Origin of the sequence: Paenibacillus glycanilyticus (genome assembly GCF_051200795.1) — a bacterium.
In the GTDB taxonomy this organism is placed as follows: domain Bacteria; phylum Bacillota; class Bacilli; order Paenibacillales; family Paenibacillaceae; genus Pristimantibacillus; species Pristimantibacillus glycanilyticus.
Genome location: NZ_CP195155.1, coordinates 6,542,536 through 6,561,321, shown reverse-complemented (window position 1 = coordinate 6,561,321; position 18,786 = coordinate 6,542,536). Strand labels below are relative to the sequence as shown.

Annotated in this window: 20 protein-coding genes; 14 read left to right on the top strand and 6 right to left on the bottom strand. The window is 52.2% G+C overall.

Going from position 1 to position 18,786, the window contains the following annotated elements; genetic code table 11:
* The first annotated feature begins 132 nt into the window (after window positions 1–132).
* The 5 genes from ACR9FF_RS29615 (at window position 133) to ACR9FF_RS29595 (ending at window position 2,873) form a co-directional block, all read left to right on the top strand.
* Window positions 133–567, top strand: a complete 435-nt coding sequence (locus ACR9FF_RS29615; RefSeq protein ID WP_435167739.1) for an SRPBCC family protein — start codon at window positions 133–135, stop codon at window positions 565–567.
* A gap of 123 nt (window positions 568–690) precedes the next feature.
* The gene (locus ACR9FF_RS29610) at window positions 691–1,272 is read left to right on the top strand and encodes a GNAT family N-acetyltransferase (RefSeq protein WP_127494926.1); all 582 of its coding nucleotides are present in this window, start codon (window positions 691–693) and stop codon (window positions 1,270–1,272) included.
* Between the two features lie 77 nt (window positions 1,273–1,349).
* Complete coding sequence (locus ACR9FF_RS29605) at window positions 1,350–1,850, top strand: SRPBCC family protein (RefSeq protein WP_435167735.1); 501 nt, start codon at window positions 1,350–1,352, stop codon at window positions 1,848–1,850.
* Window positions 1,813–2,493, top strand: a complete 681-nt coding sequence (locus tag ACR9FF_RS29600) for a YdeI/OmpD-associated family protein (RefSeq protein ID WP_435167732.1) — start codon at window positions 1,813–1,815, stop codon at window positions 2,491–2,493. Before ACR9FF_RS29605 ends, ACR9FF_RS29600 begins: the two co-directional genes overlap by 38 nt.
* Window positions 2,494–2,495: 2 nt before the next feature.
* Window positions 2,496–2,873 carry an MmcQ/YjbR family DNA-binding protein gene (locus ACR9FF_RS29595; RefSeq protein WP_435167729.1) on the top strand — a complete coding sequence of 126 codons (378 nt, stop codon included), beginning with the start codon at window positions 2,496–2,498 and terminating at the stop codon, window positions 2,871–2,873.
* Between the two features lie 27 nt (window positions 2,874–2,900).
* Here the strand turns inward: ACR9FF_RS29595 and ACR9FF_RS29590 are convergent, their stop codons facing one another.
* Window positions 2,901–3,428, bottom strand: coding sequence for a YfiT family bacillithiol transferase (locus tag ACR9FF_RS29590; protein ID WP_435167726.1), 528 nt, complete (start codon window positions 3,426–3,428; stop codon window positions 2,901–2,903).
* A 140-nt stretch (window positions 3,429–3,568) separates the two neighbouring features.
* On the opposite strand from ACR9FF_RS29590, the gene ACR9FF_RS29585 reads away from it, so the two are divergent.
* The gene (locus ACR9FF_RS29585; RefSeq protein WP_435167723.1) at window positions 3,569–4,540 is read left to right on the top strand and encodes an iron-hydroxamate ABC transporter substrate-binding protein; all 972 of its coding nucleotides are present in this window, start codon (window positions 3,569–3,571) and stop codon (window positions 4,538–4,540) included.
* Between the two features lie 56 nt (window positions 4,541–4,596).
* Here the strand turns inward: ACR9FF_RS29585 and ACR9FF_RS29580 are convergent, their stop codons facing one another.
* Window positions 4,597–6,090, bottom strand: a complete 1,494-nt coding sequence (locus ACR9FF_RS29580; protein WP_248756534.1) for a DHA2 family efflux MFS transporter permease subunit — start codon at window positions 6,088–6,090, stop codon at window positions 4,597–4,599.
* A 235-nt stretch (window positions 6,091–6,325) separates the two neighbouring features.
* Entirely contained in the window at window positions 6,326–6,874 is a 549-nt protein-coding gene (locus ACR9FF_RS29575; protein ID WP_435167719.1) for a helix-turn-helix domain-containing protein, read from the bottom strand.
* Window positions 6,875–7,028: 154 nt separating this feature from the next.
* Between ACR9FF_RS29575 and ACR9FF_RS29570 the strand changes: the two genes are divergently transcribed.
* A complete protein-coding gene (locus ACR9FF_RS29570) occupies window positions 7,029–7,682 on the top strand; it encodes an alpha/beta hydrolase (RefSeq protein WP_435167716.1) in 654 nt (217 codons plus the stop codon).
* Window positions 7,683–7,697: 15 nt separating this feature from the next.
* The gene (locus ACR9FF_RS29565; protein WP_435167713.1) at window positions 7,698–8,468 is read left to right on the top strand and encodes a DODA-type extradiol aromatic ring-opening family dioxygenase; all 771 of its coding nucleotides are present in this window, start codon (window positions 7,698–7,700) and stop codon (window positions 8,466–8,468) included.
* A 63-nt stretch (window positions 8,469–8,531) separates the two neighbouring features.
* Here ACR9FF_RS29565 and ACR9FF_RS29560 read toward each other — a convergent pair whose 3' ends face one another.
* Together ACR9FF_RS29560 and ACR9FF_RS29555 are read right to left on the bottom strand one after the other, a co-directional pair.
* Window positions 8,532–10,877: a choice-of-anchor A family protein gene (locus ACR9FF_RS29560; protein ID WP_435167710.1), complete on the bottom strand. Its 2,346-nt coding sequence runs from the start codon at window positions 10,875–10,877 to the stop codon at window positions 8,532–8,534.
* The gene (locus tag ACR9FF_RS29555) at window positions 10,810–11,064 is read right to left on the bottom strand and encodes a choice-of-anchor A family protein (protein WP_435167707.1); all 255 of its coding nucleotides are present in this window, start codon (window positions 11,062–11,064) and stop codon (window positions 10,810–10,812) included. Before ACR9FF_RS29555 ends, ACR9FF_RS29560 begins: the two co-directional genes overlap by 68 nt.
* Before the next feature lie 123 nt (window positions 11,065–11,187).
* On the opposite strand from ACR9FF_RS29555, the gene ACR9FF_RS29550 reads away from it, so the two are divergent.
* The 4 genes from ACR9FF_RS29550 (at window position 11,188) to ACR9FF_RS29535 (ending at window position 16,331) form a co-directional block, all read left to right on the top strand.
* Complete coding sequence (locus ACR9FF_RS29550; protein WP_435167704.1) at window positions 11,188–12,489, top strand: glycosyltransferase; 1,302 nt, start codon at window positions 11,188–11,190, stop codon at window positions 12,487–12,489.
* 128 nt (window positions 12,490–12,617) lie between these two features.
* On the top strand, window positions 12,618–13,712 hold the full coding sequence (locus tag ACR9FF_RS29545; protein ID WP_435167701.1) for an endospore germination permease: 1,095 nt from the start codon (window positions 12,618–12,620) through the stop codon (window positions 13,710–13,712).
* Window positions 13,709–15,169, top strand: coding sequence for a spore germination protein (locus tag ACR9FF_RS29540; RefSeq protein WP_435167698.1), 1,461 nt, complete (start codon window positions 13,709–13,711; stop codon window positions 15,167–15,169). The genes ACR9FF_RS29545 and ACR9FF_RS29540 overlap by 4 nt, the downstream gene beginning before the upstream one ends.
* A 13-nt stretch (window positions 15,170–15,182) precedes the next feature.
* Window positions 15,183–16,331, top strand: coding sequence for a Ger(x)C family spore germination protein (locus tag ACR9FF_RS29535; RefSeq protein WP_435167695.1), 1,149 nt, complete (start codon window positions 15,183–15,185; stop codon window positions 16,329–16,331).
* A 2-nt stretch (window positions 16,332–16,333) separates the two neighbouring features.
* Here the strand turns inward: ACR9FF_RS29535 and ACR9FF_RS29530 are convergent, their stop codons facing one another.
* Entirely contained in the window at window positions 16,334–17,074 is a 741-nt protein-coding gene (locus ACR9FF_RS29530; protein ID WP_435167692.1) for an SDR family NAD(P)-dependent oxidoreductase, read from the bottom strand.
* Between the two features lie 121 nt (window positions 17,075–17,195).
* Between ACR9FF_RS29530 and ACR9FF_RS29525 the strand changes: the two genes are divergently transcribed.
* Window positions 17,196–18,074, top strand: a complete 879-nt coding sequence (locus ACR9FF_RS29525) for a LysR family transcriptional regulator (RefSeq protein ID WP_435167689.1) — start codon at window positions 17,196–17,198, stop codon at window positions 18,072–18,074.
* An 83-nt stretch (window positions 18,075–18,157) separates the two neighbouring features.
* Entirely contained in the window at window positions 18,158–18,700 is a 543-nt protein-coding gene (locus ACR9FF_RS29520) for an NADPH-dependent FMN reductase (protein ID WP_127494942.1), read from the top strand.
* Window positions 18,701–18,786: the final 86 nt, after the last annotated feature.

The following is an 18,786-nucleotide window of genomic DNA, read 5'->3' as shown; positions in this document are numbered from 1 at the left end:
CTTACGAAGCATGAATTGCTTCGCAATTCATTAAGTTTACGCTTACGAAGTATGAATTGCTTCGCAATTCATTAGGTTTACGCTTACGAAGTATGAATTGCTTCGCAATTCATTTAAGGAGGATCATTCACAATGAGCGAAAGATTTGTTAAACATGCAACCTTTGTTGTTGAACGTACTTACAAGACTGGCGCGGAGCGGGTATTCGAGGCTTTTGCCGATCCGGAGGTAAAGGGCAAGTGGTTCTCGAAGCCGGATCAGTTCGAATTCCGGGTAGGCGGGCGCGAGTACAGCAGCGGCGGGCCGCCGGAGGGACCGGTCTTTACCTTTGACGCGGTTTATCAGGAGATTGTGCCGGCCGAACGTATCGTCTATACGTATACGCTGGATATGAACGACACGCGGATGTCCGTCTCGACGACCACAATCGAATTGTTCCCCGTGGACGGCGGAACCAAGCTGGTATTCACCGAGCAAGGCGCCTTTTTCGATGGGCATGACACGCCGGAAATTCGCGAGCATGGCACGGGCGAAATGCTGGATGCTCTGGGCAAGCTATTTGCATAAAACATGGAGGAAGAGTCTCTTTAGCAGAGGCTCTTTTTTGCGTCTAATCGCCGATTGCATTGGGATGGCCGTTCACGGTATTTTAGTTATACAAGTGAAAGAGATGGCGCGCAGGAGGCAGACATGACGAATATAACGATAGAAGTTGTAAAGGACGGCAACATTGAGCCTTGCCGGGAGCTGTGCAACGAGCTGATGGCTTTTCAGCAGTCCCGGGCTGTTATGGCCCCGGAAGTGTTCGACCGGATGAACTTTGATACAAGGATGCGAAGAAGCTATGACGGTGCGCTTCGTACCCATGTCCTTATCGCGAGGGATGAAGGCGTGCCGGTTGGCTACGCGTTCTCGACGGTAGAGGATCTTGAACCCGGGGATGACAAGCTCCCCGCCTGGGCTCCTAATCGGGACTCGGCTGACAGCAAGGGCTTTTACCCGGATTGGGTAGAGCTTCCCAAGAAGATTGGCTTCCTCAGCAATTTGTATTTGCGTGACGGCTACCGGAGCATGGGACTTGGCAAGAAGCTGTTCGAGTCGTCGATGGAATGGCTGGAAAGCTTTCCGGACGTGGATCTGCTGTTCATTTACGTATCGAATGGGAACGAGGATGCGCTTCGTTATTACCTGAAACAAGGCTTTACCTACAGCCACGAGGTGTTCGGCGGGTTTATAAAGGCCGTATATAAGAAGCTAAGCAAGCCGGAGTAGACAGAGCAGGTTTAGCAGGTTCACTGCCGGCCAATATAGAAGTAAGGAAGTAGTAAACGACATGGGGAGGTTTGACGGTGACAGCAACAATAGCAGCTAAAGCGGAAATGATGATCAGGCGTCCGGTGAGCGAAGTGTACGAGGCTTTTATCGATCCGGCTATTACAACGAAGTTCTGGTTTACGAGAGGCAGCGGAAAGCTGGAAGCGGGAAGTCAGGTGGAGTGGTTCTGGGAGATGTACGGAGCGTCGGCACCTGTCCGCGTACTGGAGCTTGAGACGAATAAACGCATTGTTATCGACTGGGGAACCAGAGCCGAATGGACGTTTGACGCCTTGTCCGAAACGGAAACCTTCGTGACCGTGACCGACTCCGGCTTCCAGGGAGAGACAGAGGAAATCGCGCAGCGGGCGATTGGCTCGACGGAAGGCTTCACGATTGTATTATGCGGAGCCAAGGCTTATCTGGAGCATGGCATTCAACTCGGCCTCGTACGCGACAAAGCGCCTTATGCGCATGTAAAAGAATCGGAGGTCACCCATGAGCAAGACGATCGTGGAGAAGTTGAATTTACATAAGTATAAAAATACGGCGATTTTGCATCAGCCGGAGGGCAGCGATGCTCTGGCCGGCTTGGAGCGGTACGAAACAGAGCTGCAGGCGGGCAGACGTTACGACCTGATCTTTGCCTTTGTCCTGGATATGCCCTCTTTGCAGAAACTGATGAGTGAAATTATAGAGAATAACTACCTGGAGGAAGGCGGCTATTTGTATGCCGCCTATCCGAAGAAGGGCAATAAAGTATATCCGACCTATATCCACCGGGACAGTCTGTTTGAAGGGCTGGGTGCGAGCGAGGAGGATGGCTATATCGGAACCAGCGACGTCAAATTTGCCCGTATGGTGGGATTGGATGACGTCTTTACGGTTGTAGGCTTCAAGTCCGAAGCGCGCAAGAAGGGTTCGGCGGCCCCCAAGAAACCGAGTCAAAGCGTAGCCGACTATGAAGCTCTAGTGTTCCAGGTAGAACAGGAGCTTCAGGATCATCCGGAGATATTGGCGTTCTTCCGGTCGCTTACCCCGGGGTACCGCAAGGACTGGGCCCGTTATGTATATAGCGCGGTGCAAGAGGAGACCAGAACCAAACGGAAAGCCGAGATGAAGGTTATTCTAGGAGAAGGCTATAAGAGTATCGATCTGTACAGGAGAAGAGAGGGATAGGGATGAAGACGGAGCTTGGGAAAGCAATGCTGGAGCGGGTGCAGGGCATTTGCTCCGCATTGCCGGAGGTAGACCAGATCGTTGACGGGTTTGGGCATGACGTGATGAAAGTAAGGGGCAAAACCTTCATTATGATGGGGGAAGGGCATAACAGCGCCTTGCCGCGTCTGTCTATTAAGGCGACGAAGGAGCAGCAGTACCTGCTGCTTGAGCAGGGCGGCTATGTCAAGACGCCGTATATCGGCCATCATGGCTGGGTATCCGTGGACATGGAAGCCGTTCCGAATTGGGACGAGCTGAACGTGCTTATTCAGGAAGCCTATCTGCTGGCGGCGCCGAAGCGGCTGGTGAAGCAGGTGCTGGATAGCGTCGCAAAATAACTGCAAGAGGCATTTAAAGCGTATGGGCTACCAGCCCATACGCTTTTTTAACGAGTTGATTTGGGCAAGATGATGCCGGCCATGCCATTCGAAGCGTTGTATCGCCGTGTCCAGCGACATGAGTCCGTTTGTCGGGCTCGTAAAGGTTCTTGCGAAGTCCAAAGCCTGCATCCCTTCCAGCAGCACGGAAAACCGGCTGCGCAGCGCTTCGATTAGAACAAGCGAAGCCTCGATAGGCGCTTCGTAATCGTTAAGCTCTGCCCACATATTTTGCCGGTACGTGGAAGCGGCCGGATTCTCCTCCGTCATTGCTTTCTTGAACCGGATGTAGGAGTTCATATCGTTATCCGCCAGGTGGTGAACGACCTGCCGGATCGTCCAGCCGCCGGGGCGGTAAGGAACAGCCAGCTGTTCCTCGGAGAGATCTTCCACCGCTTTCCGGAGCCGCGACGGCATCCGCCCAATCTCTTTCATCCAGTTGCCGCGTTGCTCGGCCGATGGGTCGCATATTTCTTCAAAAGGTCCGATGGGGTACCGCAAATTGTCCGTGCTCATGTAAAAACAACCTCCGCTTTCGCAACTTAAAATTATTTTGCGCTCATTGACAGACTTTAAATAACCATTTATAGTTAATCATTGTGATATTGAGAATCATTATCGTAGTTAATGCCATTCAAAATAAAAGGAGCCCAACCATGAAAAAGTTTATTCCTGCAATCATGCTGCTTGTACTTGTTGTTGTTCTTAGTGCATGCGGAAGCAACAAAACCAATAACGCGAACAATGCGAATAACGGTTCCGCAGCAGCTGCGGAAACACCTGCGGCAACAGAATCCGCGGCGGCGGAACAACCGGCATCCGGAACGGTAACCTATCATTCCGAGAGCGGCCCGGTTGAAATTCCTGCTAATCCGAAACGCATCGTAGCGCTGGCTTACGCGCCGAATATGATTTCCATGGGCGCCAACATCGTAGGCGTAGACCAATGGACCAACATGAGCCCGCTCTTCACCGAAAAGCTGAAAGGCGTGGAAGTCGTATCCGATGAAGATCTGGAGAAAATCATTGAGCTGGATCCGGATCTGATCGTGGTTGGCACGGAGAGCAAGAACGTTGCCAAGCTGAGCGAAATCGCTCCGACAGTTGCTTTCACTTGGGGTAAGCTGGATTATCTGAATCAGCAGATCGAAATCGGCAAGATACTCGGCAAAGAAAAAGAAGCGCAAACTTGGGTTGACGACTTCAAATCCCGCGCTGCCGCAATCGGCGACGAGATTAAAGCGAAGATCGGCGAGAATGCAACCGTATCCGTTATCGAGACGGACGCAAAGAGCTTCTACGTATTCGGCGACCATTGGGCGCGCGGTACGGAAGTATTGTACCAAGCCATGGATCTGAAAATGCCGGAGAAAGTAACGAAGGACGCTCAAGGACCTGGTTATTTCACCCTGTCGCAAGAAACGCTGTCTGATTATGCCGGCGATTATATCGTTCTCAGCCGAAGCACGGCCAATGACAATGCCTTTATGAAAACAGATACGTGGAAGAACATCCCTGCGGTTAAAAATAACCACGTTATCGAAATCGACACGGAAGCTTCGACCTACAGTGACCCGACTACCCTGGAAAGCCTGCTTTCGATCTTCAAAGAAGGCTTCCTGAAATAAGCCTCAAACAGCAAGCGCCCTTCAGAATCTTCTGGAGGGCGCTTTGCTTTTGTTGATTAATGGCTCATGCTTACTTGCTTCTCGCCTTCCGCTGGCTGATCGCCTTCCGGCGGCTTGGTGCGTTTCACGAACAAGCCGATAACGATCGCAGCGATGGCGACAATAAGGCCAATCCAAAAGGCGTCATGAATGCCTGCGACCATGCCGTGAGCTTGCTCAGCAGGCGAGCCTGGATCGGAGGAGGTCTTCAAATAGTCTTTGGTGCCATTACTCATAATACTGATGAACAGCGCCGTACCGATTGCACCCGATACTTGCTGCAGAGTGTTCAGGATCGCCGTGCCATGCGGATACAGGTGACGCGGCAGCTGGTTCAGACCGGAGGTTTGCGCAGGCATCATCACAAGGGAAATACCAACCATCATAATAATGTGAATCATGATGATATGACCGTTGCTTGCCGCGGCATCAATGCCGGTAAACATCCACAGCGAGATGGCCACAAGGATAAGGCCAGGCGTAACAAGAACGCGGGGGCCGAATTTATCGAACAATACGCCGGAAATCGGAGCCATGATGCCGTTCACGATACTGCCCGGAAGCATAATGAGACCGGAAGTGAATGCCGTCATGAGCAATGCTCCTTGCAGGAACATCGGCAGCAGCGTCATCGTCGAGAACAATGTCATCATAAGAACGAAGAGCAGAATCGTTACGATGGAGAACATCGGCGATTTGAAAGCCCTCAGGTCCAGAATCGGAGCCTCCAGTCGCAACTGGCGCAAAATAAAGATAATGAGCGCTACCGCGCCAACGGCGATCGTCCAGATAACCACCGGATCCGACCAGCCTTTCTCGCCCGTCGAGCTGAAGCCGTACACCAGTCCGCCGAAGCCGATCGTGGAGAGCAGGATCGAGAGGATATCCACCTTAGGCTTCGTGATATCCGATACGTTCTTCAGGAACATAAAGGAGAAGATAATGGACAAAGCCGCAAGAGGAATAACGAGAATAAACAGCCAGCGCCAGTTGAGCGAGTCCATGATAACGCCGGACAAGGTTGGGCCGATGGCCGGTGCCGCCATAATGACAAGCCCGATCAGACCCATGGCGCCCCCGCGTTTTTCTGGCGGGAAGATGACCATAATGGTGTTCATCAATACGGGAAGCATCAAGCCGGTCCCGATGGCTTGAACAATCCGTCCTACAAGCAGAACGCCGAATTCGGGCGCAACGGCCGAAATAACCGTGCCTGCGAAAAACAAGGTCATAGCGCCTATAAACATCTGCCTGGTTGTAAACCATTGTTGAAGCAATGCCGTTACCGGAACGAGTACGCCTACAACAAGCATATAGGCCGTCGTTAGCCATTGAATGGTTGAAGGGCCAACTTCAAAGGCTTTCATTAATTCGGGAAGCGCGTTGCCTAGCAGCGTTTCATTCAGAATGGCGATAAAAGCGCCAATAATAATCGTAGCGATAATGGGCCCGCGCTTAATATTCGTTAAGTCGGGGGCAGAGCTGGATCCACCAGCTTGAGAAGCATTCATGGATAAGTGCCTTCCTTTCCTTCGCTTTTCAACGAAAAGGTATGTATATTAGTTTGTTTAGGCTCGCCGGACGGTATGCGTCCATCATTTCCCCTCCGAGGATCTTTATTTGGCCCAATTTCCACTTTATCACAGGGGGCTAGGCCGAGAAAAGGGCGTTAAGCGGGAACAAATGTGTATAATTTATTTTGATATGAAGGAAGAAAGGGCGCCCGTTGGGCGCCCTTTCGTTCGATTACTGAAATGCCTTCGAAGGATCGGATTCGGTGTAGACGGATATCATGACGATTGCGGTATCCGCCCCGATATTTTTCACCGTATGCGGGGTGCAGGCATTCCAGCTGAAGGAGTCCCCGGCGTTTAATTCGGCGGCATCCTCGCCTTGCTCGATATAGATCGTTCCCTGGATCACGACATGGACTTCTTCGCCTTCGTGGGCATGGTTCTCTCCGGTTGACGCACCGGGCGGCAGCTCAACGATCATCATATGGACGTTCTTAGTCGAGCTGAGGTGAGAGACCTTCAGGTTGTCCGGTCCGCTTGTCGTTATCCGGCGCTCCTCCTTGCGGACGAGTTGCAGCTTTTCCTTTTTGTCCAGCAGCAAATACGCCAGCGGAACCTTAAGCGCGTTCGAAATGCTCTCCAGCGTTGCGATCGAAGGGGATGTTTTATTCGTTTCGACCTGGCTCATAAAGCCTTGAGACAAACCGGTTTCATCGCATATCTGAGCAATCGTGATGTTCTTCCGTTTGCGGATAGCCCGAATGGTGGAGCCGATATCCATGAAGCTCACTCCTCCAAAATATTAGTCATACGTAACTTATATTTATATTAACAATTTTCCGATTGACAGGCTAGACCTTGCAGCGTTATATTTCTTATATAAAATAAATATTCACATTACTAATATATCTGATGCAAAATGGAGGGGTTTACCGATGAATTCGGTCTATGAGTTTGATGTTCATCTGCCGTCCAGTTTGGAGCCGGGCAGAACGTATCCCGCGATTTTTACCCTTCACGGCAAAGGCTCGAATGAGCGGAATATGCACGGGCTTGTTGAATCCCTTTCGGATGACTTCATTATTATCGGCATCCGGGGCAATCTTCGACTCGGAGCAGGTTATCAATATTATGAGCTCAAAAGCCTCGGCAATCCGGTCCGTGACTTATTCGATCAAGCAGCCGTGCAGCTGGAAGCCTTTATTAAGGAAGCAACGACTCAATATCCGATAGATCCGCAGCGCCGTTATCTGCTTGGCTTCAGCCAAGGGGCGATTCTGGCGATGACGCTGGCGCTTACGATGGGGAATGGGCTGAGAGGAGTCGTAGCCTTGAACGGTTACGTGCCCGGTTTCGTGAAGGACGAATACGCGCTGCAGAGCGTGGAGCAGGTAGCCTTCTTTATTTCGCACGGCGAATACGATTCGGTATTTCCGGTCAGCATCGGATACGAGAATGAAGCCTATTTCCGGGAGCTTGCGCCTAAGCTTACGTTCAAAACGTATAAGTCCGAGCATGGCGTGACGGAAGAGAATCAGCGGGATTTCCTGCAATGGATCAAGGAAGACGCAAGAGGATCATCCAAATAAAAGGAGTGAAGAGTTATGCTTCCATCTTATTTCTTCGCGCATGGCGCGCCATCCATCGTATTGGAGGATAACAGCTATACGGATTTATTGAAAACCTTCGCGGCTAATCATCCAAAGCCGAAGGCTATTGTTCTTTTCTCGGCCCATTGGGAGGAGAACGTGCAAGCCGTCAGCGCATCTAAGACGTACAGCACGATTTACGATTTCGGCGGATTTCAGGATGAGCTGTACCGGATGACTTATCCGGCAAAAGGGGACCGGTCCCTGGCGGACCGCATCGTATCCTTGTTTGAATCGCAGGGCATACAGGCGGTAACGGACGATGAGCGCGGCTTGGATCACGGGGCATGGGCGGTGCTGAAGCTCTTGTATCCGAATGCGGATATTCCGGTTATTGCTTTATCGGTGAACCGTTACCTGACGAACGAGCAGCAGTACCGGATCGGCAAATCGCTTGCCCAGCTTCGGGAGCAGGATGTTCTCATCATCGGAAGCGGGGGAACCGTTCATAATCTGCGGGCCTTGAACTGGCGTTCGGACGGCGTAGACGATTGGGCGGCAGGCTTTGATCAATGGCTGCAGGAGCATGTGGAGTCCTGGGATCTGGACGCCTTGTTCCAATACCGCACGCTTGCTCCTTATGCGGCGCAAGCGGTACCGACAAGCGAGCATTTTATTCCGCTTCTGCTGGCCATGGGCGCAGGGGACGGCACCCGCCAGGCGAAGCTGCTTCACCGCAGCTACCAATACGGCAATCTGAGTCTTAGCTGCTGGGAATTTGCTTAATAAACAGAAGAAAGCCCAAGACCCCTCTCAAGCGGGGGTCTTGGGCTTTTTTTGGCCTACGCGTTATTCCTCTTCTTCCTCCACGATAATCCTTACCGTGTTCGTAAGCAGACCCGCACGGAAGCAGGATGAGCCGAATCGGAACTCGAAAAATACGGCTGCTTGATTGATAATGATGCCGCCCATCGGCTCGGCCAGAACGTTTACCTGGAAGGTAAGTCTCCGCGTGACTCCCGGCGCGATTGTGCCAAGCGGAATGCCGGCTAGCGGATCGGGCTGCGGAATGCCGTCAACGGTCAGACTTCCCGAAACGTAGGAAAGCTGATTGTCCAGCGGGTCATAGAAAATAACATGGGTTGCCGTAATATCCGAAGACAGATTCGTGAGCGTAATATTATAATGATAGCTTTCCCCGACCTTGACGATTTGCGCGTCGGCGGTTTTAAGGAAAGAGGCAAAATCCGATGCCCGAATCATCGAGACGGGATTCGATATAGTATTGGAGGAGAAGGTTTGCGATAGAATCTGGTTATTCGGCAACAGGAAATCGGCTTTTACAACGGCCGTATTCGTTAATGCGCCGCTTCCTCTTACGAGCACATCAAACCGGACAAAGATGCTTTGGTTAGGAGCTACCGGCCCCAGATTAATGCCTTCACTCGGATTATCGTCCAAACGAAGCACGTTGTTCACCCGGATCGTTCCCGGTATAAAGGCCGCATTGGACGGAAGGAAATCCGTTAGAGTCGTTCGGCCGGATACGGCATTGCCGTTATTAATGACGAATATCGTATAGGTGATACGCTGCCCCACGAATAAGGATATATCGAGGAAGGCTTTAGAGATGAGCAAGTTAGGCGCATTCGGGACGGAAGTCCAAGGGACGGAAACAAAGCTTGTCGAGATGATGGGCTGGACCGTTCCCGTAATAACCGGTATGGTCAAGCCAATAAGCGGTGTAAGGGTAATGCCCGGAACCGATACCTGCTGGTTCAGCAGCACGCTGCCGTCCGGCCCGGTTATCGGCCCCAAATTCGGGACCTGACCCGGCGCTGGCGTTACGCCGGGCTTAAAGACCGGGAGAACCGGGAGCATGAGCCCCGGAATTGGAGTTATACCCGGCATGCCATTAAAGGAAATATCCCCTGGCGTGCAGGCTGCCGGCACGGTGCCTGGCGGAACCGTGACGATAAAGCCGGTATTCGTAATTTGTCCGTTGGGCGGATAGCCCGTAACAAACGCCTGGAATTGGATCGTCACCACTTGGCCCACGTTAACGATACCGATGGCCACCTGCTGGGTAATATCTACCCCGCTGAAGCGACCGCCGTCAATAAAGAGGCTGGATGGAATAAACTGAACGCCCGGAGGAAAGATCTCGACAAGCAAAGCTTCTCCTGGCGCAGTACCTACATTGGTAACGGTAATCGTATAAGTAATCGTGTCCCCAATCTGCGCGGTTGAGACATTTGGCGTCTTGGTCGCCGTAATAATCGGGCCCGTTACAACCGCCGGCGTTGTCGTCGTTGTTGAAGTGGTAGGAACGGGCGTTGTTGTCGTCGTCGTTGTTGAAGTAGTAGGAACGGGCGTTGTTGTCGTTGTCGTCGTTGAAGTGGTAGGAACAGCCGTTGTCGTACTGGACGTGCTTGATGTAGAAGACGTGCTCGACGTTGATGTTGTGCTTGTTGTCGATGTCGTTGAAGTTGTTGAGGTAGACGTGGTAGAAGTCGTCGTAGTCGTAGTCGATGTCGTGGACGTTGTCGGCCCGACCGTACCCGGGAGGCAGCCCATAAACGGTATATTATGCGCTTCCAGCGTGCCGCCTACATTCGTGAGCGATTGGGCGACCATCGTGCCGTTAATATTGCCGAAGCCAATGGCTTCCCAGTTCGCATAGGGGGCCAGCACCGAGCCGAGAATCGACAAGTTCTGATTAAAAGCGGTAGTAGCCTGATAGAAGTTCCAGAGAATGAATTGTCCTTCGCTAGGGTCAGGCGTAACGCCGTTGCGGAAGATTTGATAGCTTCCGAATCCGACGGAATCATCTCCAATGTTAACAAGAATGGTTGAGCCTGCAGGAGCGATAATGTTAATGCCGCTCGCAGTATCCAGCCTCAGCCCGTTGCCGTCCACGTTGTTTCCGTTAAACATAAAGATGTTAAGAGCCGGATCCGTCCCAACGAGGAATATGGTTCCAAAGTTATTAACGATGGTTCCGTTGACCGGCAACGCGGCAAGGTTGAGGGATAGCTGCGCGAGCGATTGTTCGGCCCCGTCAAAATCAATGGGCGTACCTACCAGGGGTTGGCCGGGTACACCGTTATTATTGGTCATCGTATATTTAATGACCGTGCCGGTAGGGAATATGACGGTATTCCCCGCGAAGTTGGTTCCCCCCCGTAATATCAATATTTCCCCGAACGATGAGATCCGCTCTGGTTGTAGATACGGGCAGCTTATCGCCTATCCCATAGCTGTTGTATGTCGCATTGCCGCCAACGGCTACTCTCCCCTCCGAATCAACGAAGGATTGCGTATGATCGCCAAACAAAAACAAATTGAAGCCATTGGCTATCCCCAGATTGACACAGGCCATTTTCGTTATCGCCTCCTAAGTACGTTATCAGCCCTCGGTATGCACACCTTAGATACCTATGCATAATCCCTTTCATTCAGGCATACAAGACAGTATTTACGCGAAAAAAAGGGGGGGCGGGCGTTGAAAGTAGCGATTCTGACCATGTTCAACGGGTTATCGAAGACCTATTCCTTAGTCAGCGTTGTGGAGGAGCATCTGCATATGCTGCTTGGCGGCGGAGCCGACGTCAAGGTGCTCGTCAGTCAAGACTGCCCGGATTCCGAGCGGTACGGCATCTATAGCGACGAACGGATCGAGTGGGTGAAAATAACGAACCGGCTGCATGGCAAGCAGATTCATTGGGTGGATTATACGCAGCCTGCGGGAAGGGTTCATTCCAGCTTTTTCGAGGAGGCCGAAGTCATCGCCGACAGCCTATGCGAGGCCTTATCCGATGCGGAGGTTGTGTTTCTTCACGACATCCTGTACCAGGGCTGGCACCTCGTTCATAATATTGCGGTCCGCCAGGTGCAGGCCCGGCTGCCCCGGCTTCGGTTCCTGGCCATGACGCATTCTTATCCGGCCGTCAGGCCGCAGCGGATGGACTGGCCCCTCTCGGCAAGATTTCTGCCGATGCCGAATACCACCTACCTGTACCCGGCGGAATCGGGATTACCCGCGCTGGCAGAGCAGTACAAGGTTCCGCTTGAGCGATGCAGGGCGATCCCGAACAGCCTGAATCTGTTCGGCGAGATGGGGGAAGAGGTGCAGCGGCTTGGATCGCGGACCGATCTGCTGTCCCCGGATATTCTGGCGATTTATCCAGGCCGGCTCACGACAGGCAAGCAGATGGAGAAAGCCGCTGCGCTGCTGGGGGCAATAGGATCGGTGTCGGGTAAACGGGTGAAGATGATCTTTTGCGATTTTCCGTCCCTCGATATCGAGCCGGCTGCTTACAAACGGATAATCAGAAGCGAAGGAGAGAAATACGGTCTTGGAGGGGAGGAACTTGTATTCACCTCGGACCTGGGCTGGCCGGACGGCTTCCCGCATTCGGGGGTCATGGATTTGTTTACCTTGAGCAATCTGTTCCTATGCACCTCCTATTCGGAATCGTTTGGACTTATTGTGCTGGAGGCGGCCAGCCGGGGCAATCTGCTTGTCCTGAATCAGGCGGTACCGGCATTGGAAGAGCTGGGCAGCCGTCTCCAGGCGTATTTTATGAGATGGAATGCAAAGGGTTTCGGCATGGATACGAGAGAGACCTACCTTCCCTCGGAGGAGGCGTATTTGCGCGAGCATGCGGGTCGGATCGCCAGTCTGATAGGGAATAACCCGGTTATTCAGGCCAAGACCATGATCCGCCGGCAATACAATCCGACGTGGATATGGGAGAACCGGCTAAAGCCGCTAATCGAACAGCGCCCCATAGAGGGGCATTAAAGAAAGGCTCTCCATCTTCGGAGAGCCTTTCTTCATTCCTTTATGAATAATTTGGCATCACAGTTGGGAATGAATAACCTATCTTTTTCCCTGTACGAAAGGGATATCAGGAACGGAATGATTAGCTTATGAGTGGAAAAGCCAGCAAAATCAATATCGCCCAATTGCTTATGATATTCGCTTTAACCAACGGTCTTATCGATCATGTCATTATCAATCCAATGCTTCTGGATGCATCCGGGCGTGATGCCTGGATTACGGTTATCGTGACGGGAGCCGCGTTTGTCGTGTGGTGTCTGCTGCTGGCATGGATGATGAAGAAGTCCGGCCAGCAGAAGTGGCAGAAGTGGATTTCGGATAAGACGCATCCCATTGTGTCGTGGATTCTGATTATTCCGGTCTGCGTCATTTTGTATGTGATCGGCGCAACAACCGTCCTCCATACCGTGAAATGGAATACGACCAACTATCTGCCGGCATCCCCGGCGCTTGCGCTTGCTCTTACCTTGATTATTATCTGCTTCTTCATTACGGTATGGGGTCTGCGTTCGATTGCGGTAACTGCCGGCGTCCTGTTCCCCTTTGTCTGCGTATTGGGGGTATTCGTCAGCGTCTTTAACCACTCGGAGAAGGACTACCGGCTGCTGACCCCGATGCTGGAACACGGATGGGGACCTGTTGCGGACGGCATTTTGTATGCGTCAAGCGGTTTTATCGAGGTCATATTCCTGCTCCTGCTGCAGCATAGGCTTAGCGAAAAGATCAAGACGTGGCAGGTATTCGGCTACAGCCTTTTTATAGTAGGAATCATGCTGGGACCAATCGTTGGCGCCATTACCGAATTCGGTCCCAGGGAAGCAGCCAATCAGTTGACCTCCCCTTACGAGCAGTGGCGTCTCGTGAAGGTGGGGCAATATATCGAGCATGTCGATTTCTTCTCGATCTTTCAATGGATGTCGGGAGCCTGCATCCGTATTTGCATTGCGGTTTACCTCATTACCGATGTCTTGAAAATGACGGGGCGCGTCCGCAAATGGACCACGGCCGCTATTATGGCCAGCTACATCTTTATTGGCATCATCCCCACGAATGATTATACCTATTACCAGTGGATGTACAAGGTGTTCCTGCCTTCTTCCCTTGCTATTCTGCTGGTTGTTACTCTCGCATGGATGGCCATCACGCTGTTCGCCAAACCATACCGGAAGGATGAGTCTCAATGACAGCAGCCGCAGGCAGCACAAGCTGGAACGAAGAACGATTGAAGCAGCTATATCAGGGATCCGCGGATGTATTCGTCAAGCCGTGCCGGTTCGGATCAGGCAACAAGCCTTCCGTTGTCCTCGTATACGCGAATGCTCTATGCGATACGGGGCAAATTCACGAGTTTGTCCTTCCGGTCCTTACCGAATATTACGAAGCAACCGGCATAGCCTCTGCGGAAGACATGCATCAGATGATTTCCCGGTTGTCTCTATTCAGCTATAAAGGAATTCCGACGGCGGATGAAATTGACGAGATTGTCTTCGAGGGAGGGCTATTTCTTTATTTTGTTCAGGAAAAGCGTTATTTCAATATGGGGATCAGCGACCGTCCGCAGCGGATGCCAAGTGAATCGAGCACGGAAATCTCCATTAAAGGTCCCAAGGATGGCTTTATCGAGGATATGTCCGTCAACGTAGCGCTCATTCGCAAACGGCTTCGCAGCCATTCCCTGCACGTGAAGGAATATACGATCGGCAAACGGACGAAGACCCGGCTTTCCTTGCTCTATTTCGAGGATATTATTAATCCGAAAATATTAAATGCGGTACATAAAAGCCTGCAATCCATCGATACGGACGGTCTCTACAGCATTAACCAGCTGGAGGAGATGCTAACCGGCTCGAAATACAAGCTTCTCCCGCTGCTGGATTATACGGGGAGACCGGATTATTGCGTCAACTCCCTGCTTTCCGGGAGGTTTCTTATTGTTATGGACGGCAATCCGCTTGTGATCGTAGGGCCTGCGGGATTAAGCCTGCTGCTTAAATCGCCGGAGGATATCCATTTCAACTACACCTACGTTTCCTTTGCCCGGTTAATTCGGATCATCAGTCTATTCCTTACCGTATTTCTGCCAGGGATTTGGGTAGCGTTCATGGCCTTTCATCAGGACCAGCTGCCATTCCGGATTATGGCGACCATATCGGTCTCCCGGCTTGGACTTCCCTTCTCCGCCCAGATCGAAATGTTTATTCTGCTGATGCTGTTGGAAATCTTCCGCGAGGCCGGCGTCCGGCTGCCAACTTCCATCGGACAGACCTTAACGTCGATCGGTGGTCTTATCATTGGCGATGCGGCAATCCGCGCGGGACTGGTGTCGCCGTCGGTCGTTGTGATTGGCGCGATTACCGCAGTCTCGGGAGTAACGCTGGTCAATCAGTCGTTAAGTACGGTCGTAAGCATTATCCGGCTGTTCTTCTTTCTGCTGTCCTCCTTCCTTGGCATGTACGGAGTCATCCTCGGGATCGTCATCTTTATTGCGCTTATGGGAAGCCAGCGTTCCTTCGGCATGAGTTACCTGGCGCCCCTATCGCCGCTTAAAATCAAGGATGTTGCGGCTTCGTTCCTCAGGCTTCCTTGGTTCTTAATGAAACGGCGTCCGTCCATCCTGCAAAATCAGGATGACGAGCGGTAAAGGAGGGAATAAGGTGCGGCTGCTTACCGTAAAATTAGTCGTTTGCCTGCTCATTGCCGGTCTTCTGCCAGGCTGCGCAAACTCAAGGGATATTCAAAACTTGGCATATGTCACCGCTCTTGGGGTGGATTTCGAAAACGGCGAGTACAGGACTTACGTGCAGGTGCTTAACTTCTCCAATATCGCGAGATCCGAGAATACGTCGCTGGGCCAGAAGGTGCCAATATGGATCGGAATGGGGCATGGGGGGACGCTTGCCCTGTCGCTTGCCGATACGAACGAAACCTCGCAGTTTCCTTTATTCTGGGGACATCTGAAGGCTGTTGTTCTGAGCGAGAATCTGATGAAGAGAGGAGGAAAGGAAACCTATGCAACGTTAAACCGGCATTATGAGATCCGGTATAACGTGCTTGTATTCGGCACGAAGGAGAAGATGGAGGACATTTTGACGCAAAAGTCGCTCTTTAATTTGTCCCCTCTGGATACCATCATGTTCACAGGCGTGCAGAATCGCACCCAGAGCCCATACGTCATTGCCTCTTACGGCAACCGGCTGATTGCCAATATGAATGAGCCCGGCAACTCGCTTTATATCCCTTCCATTTCGATTAACAGGCACACATGGCTGGAGGAAAAGGCCGGACGCGGGATGTTTGAGATGAATGGAGCGTATTTCTTCGATAAGGGCAGGGTGGTGAACTGGATGTCCTTAGACGAGCTCAAGGGGCTGAGATGGGCTACGGAGAAGATCAGCAAGACAACCCTTCAAGTGCCTTTGGAGGACGGTCATAAAGGAGCTATTCAGTTCGAGCATCCCGGTATGAGAGTCATTCCGAAAGTACAGAGCAATGGGGACGTCAAGTTCGATCTCAAGGTTACGGCAAAAGGAACGGTCAGAGATTCCGACAATGCAACAATCGGGGTGATGGAAAAGAAGGCTGAGGAGGCGATAGAAGCAGAGATTAGAGAAACGTATCGCGCTGCTCTAGCTAAGCATTGCGATCCGTTCCAACTGGAAGAGACGCTGTACCGGAAGCACTCGCGTCTGTTCCACCAGCTGACCAAGGGAGGCTCTTTCTTCCTGAATGAGCATTCCCTTGGCCGCGTGTTGGTTACCGTAAAAATTACAAGCACGGGGAAGTACAAGGAGATCGTGAAATAGGGTTACAACGTTTGGCCGCTGTCGACGGTAATTATCTGGCCAGTCATGGCTTCCTGCTCCAGCGAAGCGCAGATCAGCTGCGCGATATCCTCCGGAGTCGAGATCTGCCGCAGAAGCAGATTCGGTGCGAGCTGCGACATTTGTTCCTCCCGGCCGGCCCACCATCTTGTTGCGACGGCACCAGGAACCACGCAATTGACTCTGATATGAGGAGACAAAGCCCGCGCGAGGGATTTGGTTAGGCCGTGGACGGCGGCTTTGGATACGGCATAAGGCAAGGACGAGCCTAAGCCGGTTGTACCGGCGATACTGCCGATGTTAACGACCGCGCCTCGTCCTTGCTTTTTCATATGGGGGGCAGCTGCCCTTGCGCAATAGAACATGCCTTTTACGTTGACGTCAAACAATTCGTCCCACACTTCGCCGGTTGCGGCGTCCAGGTCGGGGAGCGGAATATGGCGGGTGATGCTGGCATTGTTCACTAGCAAATCCAAGGTGCCGAAGCGTTGGACGATAGTCTCAGTCATGCGTTTGACCTCCTCGTCCTTCGATACATCGGCCCGAATGGCGATCGCCTTCCCGCCTAAGCTCTGAATAAGCTGTACGGTTTCTTCTGCTTCCCGCACGGAGCGCGAATAGTTAACGGCAACAGCCGCCCCCTTGCTGGCCAATGCCAGACTGGTTGCCCGTCCGATTCCCGTTCCTCCTCCGGTTACAAGCGCTGTTTGATGCTTCAATTCCATCTTACGGCCTCCTTGATCTTCGTTTAATGTCATTGTATAAGTCGCTGTTTGATTTGTATAATTGAATTAAATGAAGGAATCGTTCAAAAATTTTGAATAAATCCGGGGGCTGGGGAGACGAATGGATTTGAAGACTTTAAAGACGCTGCATGCCATTGTCCGGCATGGCAGCTTCCATCAAGCGGCGGAGGAGCTGAGCTATGCCCAGTCCACGGTGACGATGCAGATTCAAAGGCTGGAAGCGGATCTTGGCGTCCGGTTGTTTGAGCGGGGGAAGAAGGTCAGTCTTACGGAAGCGGGAAGGCTCTTCTATGAGCAGAGCCTGGATATTGTCCACCGGATGGAACGGCTGCAGAGCAATCTGGTCGAGCTGCAAAACGGCGAAGCCGGAAAGGTGAGGCTTGGCGTAACGGAGCCAACGGCCAGCACTAGGCTGCCTCAGCTGCTTATGGCTTTTATGAACGGGCATCCGAAGGTTGACGTAGCTCTGGAGATCGCCAGCACGCCTCTGCTGGTGAACGGGCTAAAACAAGGCGAATTGGATTTTGCGTTCTGTTCTACGCCGGAATCCGGCGAGGAATTGTATTTTCACCCTTTGTTTCAAGAAAAGTTTGTCTTGCTGCTTCCGGCAAACCATCGGCTGGCCGACTTGAAGCGCATCAGGCTTAGCGATCTGGAAGGGCACCGGCTGCTTATTACGGCGGAGAACTGCCCCTACCGGAAGAAGCTCGAGAGGGTTCTGCAGGATAACGGGCCTTTGTCGATCGAGACGATGGAGATCGGCAGCATGACGGCGCTAAGGCATTATGTGGCAAGCGGCTTTGGCATTGCCTTTGTTCCGCTAACCGCCCTGGAGCCATTGCCCGAGGGTACGCAAATAAGGGAGCTTCAGGATGTATCCATAGACATGCTGATGGGGCTGGTCAGCCGTACCGCGCCTTTATCTCCGGCAGCCGCAAAACTTTACGAGAATTTAAGGCAGTCTTTGGAAAGGATTTAGACCCCTGCATAGAGAAGGAATGATATGGAAACGATAGTGCAAGATTCAAATCGTTCAACTAACTCTTAGAAAGAAGGTCTATCATGTCAAAGCTGAATATCGGGATTATTTTGGGAAGCACGCGCCAGGGGCGCGTATGTCCGCAAGTAGGCGAATGGGTGAAGGGTGTTGCCGATAAACGCGGCGATGCCAACTACGAGATCGTAGACGTTGCCGACTACAAGCTGCCGCTGTTTGGCGAAGTGGATGCTTCGGAGCAAGCAGGCGCTTGGAATGCGAAGCTGGCGGGCCTCGACGGTTTTGTGTTTATCGTGGCGGAATACAATCACAGCATCACGGGTTCCTTGAAAAACGCTCTCGATTTCGCGCGTGAAGCTTGGAACAACAAAGCAGCCGGCATCGTGAGCTACGGATCGGTGGGCGGCGCTCGCGCGGCAGAGCATCTTCGTGGCATTCTTGGCGAGCTGTCGATCGCTGACGTACGCGTTCACCCGGCGCTGTCGCTGTTCACGGATTTTGAGAACGGTTCCGTATTCAAACCGGCCGATCTTCATCTGACGAACGTAAACGGCATGCTGGACCAGGTTCTTGCCTGGAGCGGTGCGCTTAAGACGCTTAGACAATAGAATGATGGCCTTGCGAAGAGCATCCTCCTTAAGAGGATGCTCTTTTTTTTGCTGTTATTTTGCGGCAAATTGTAACCTTCTTGTCC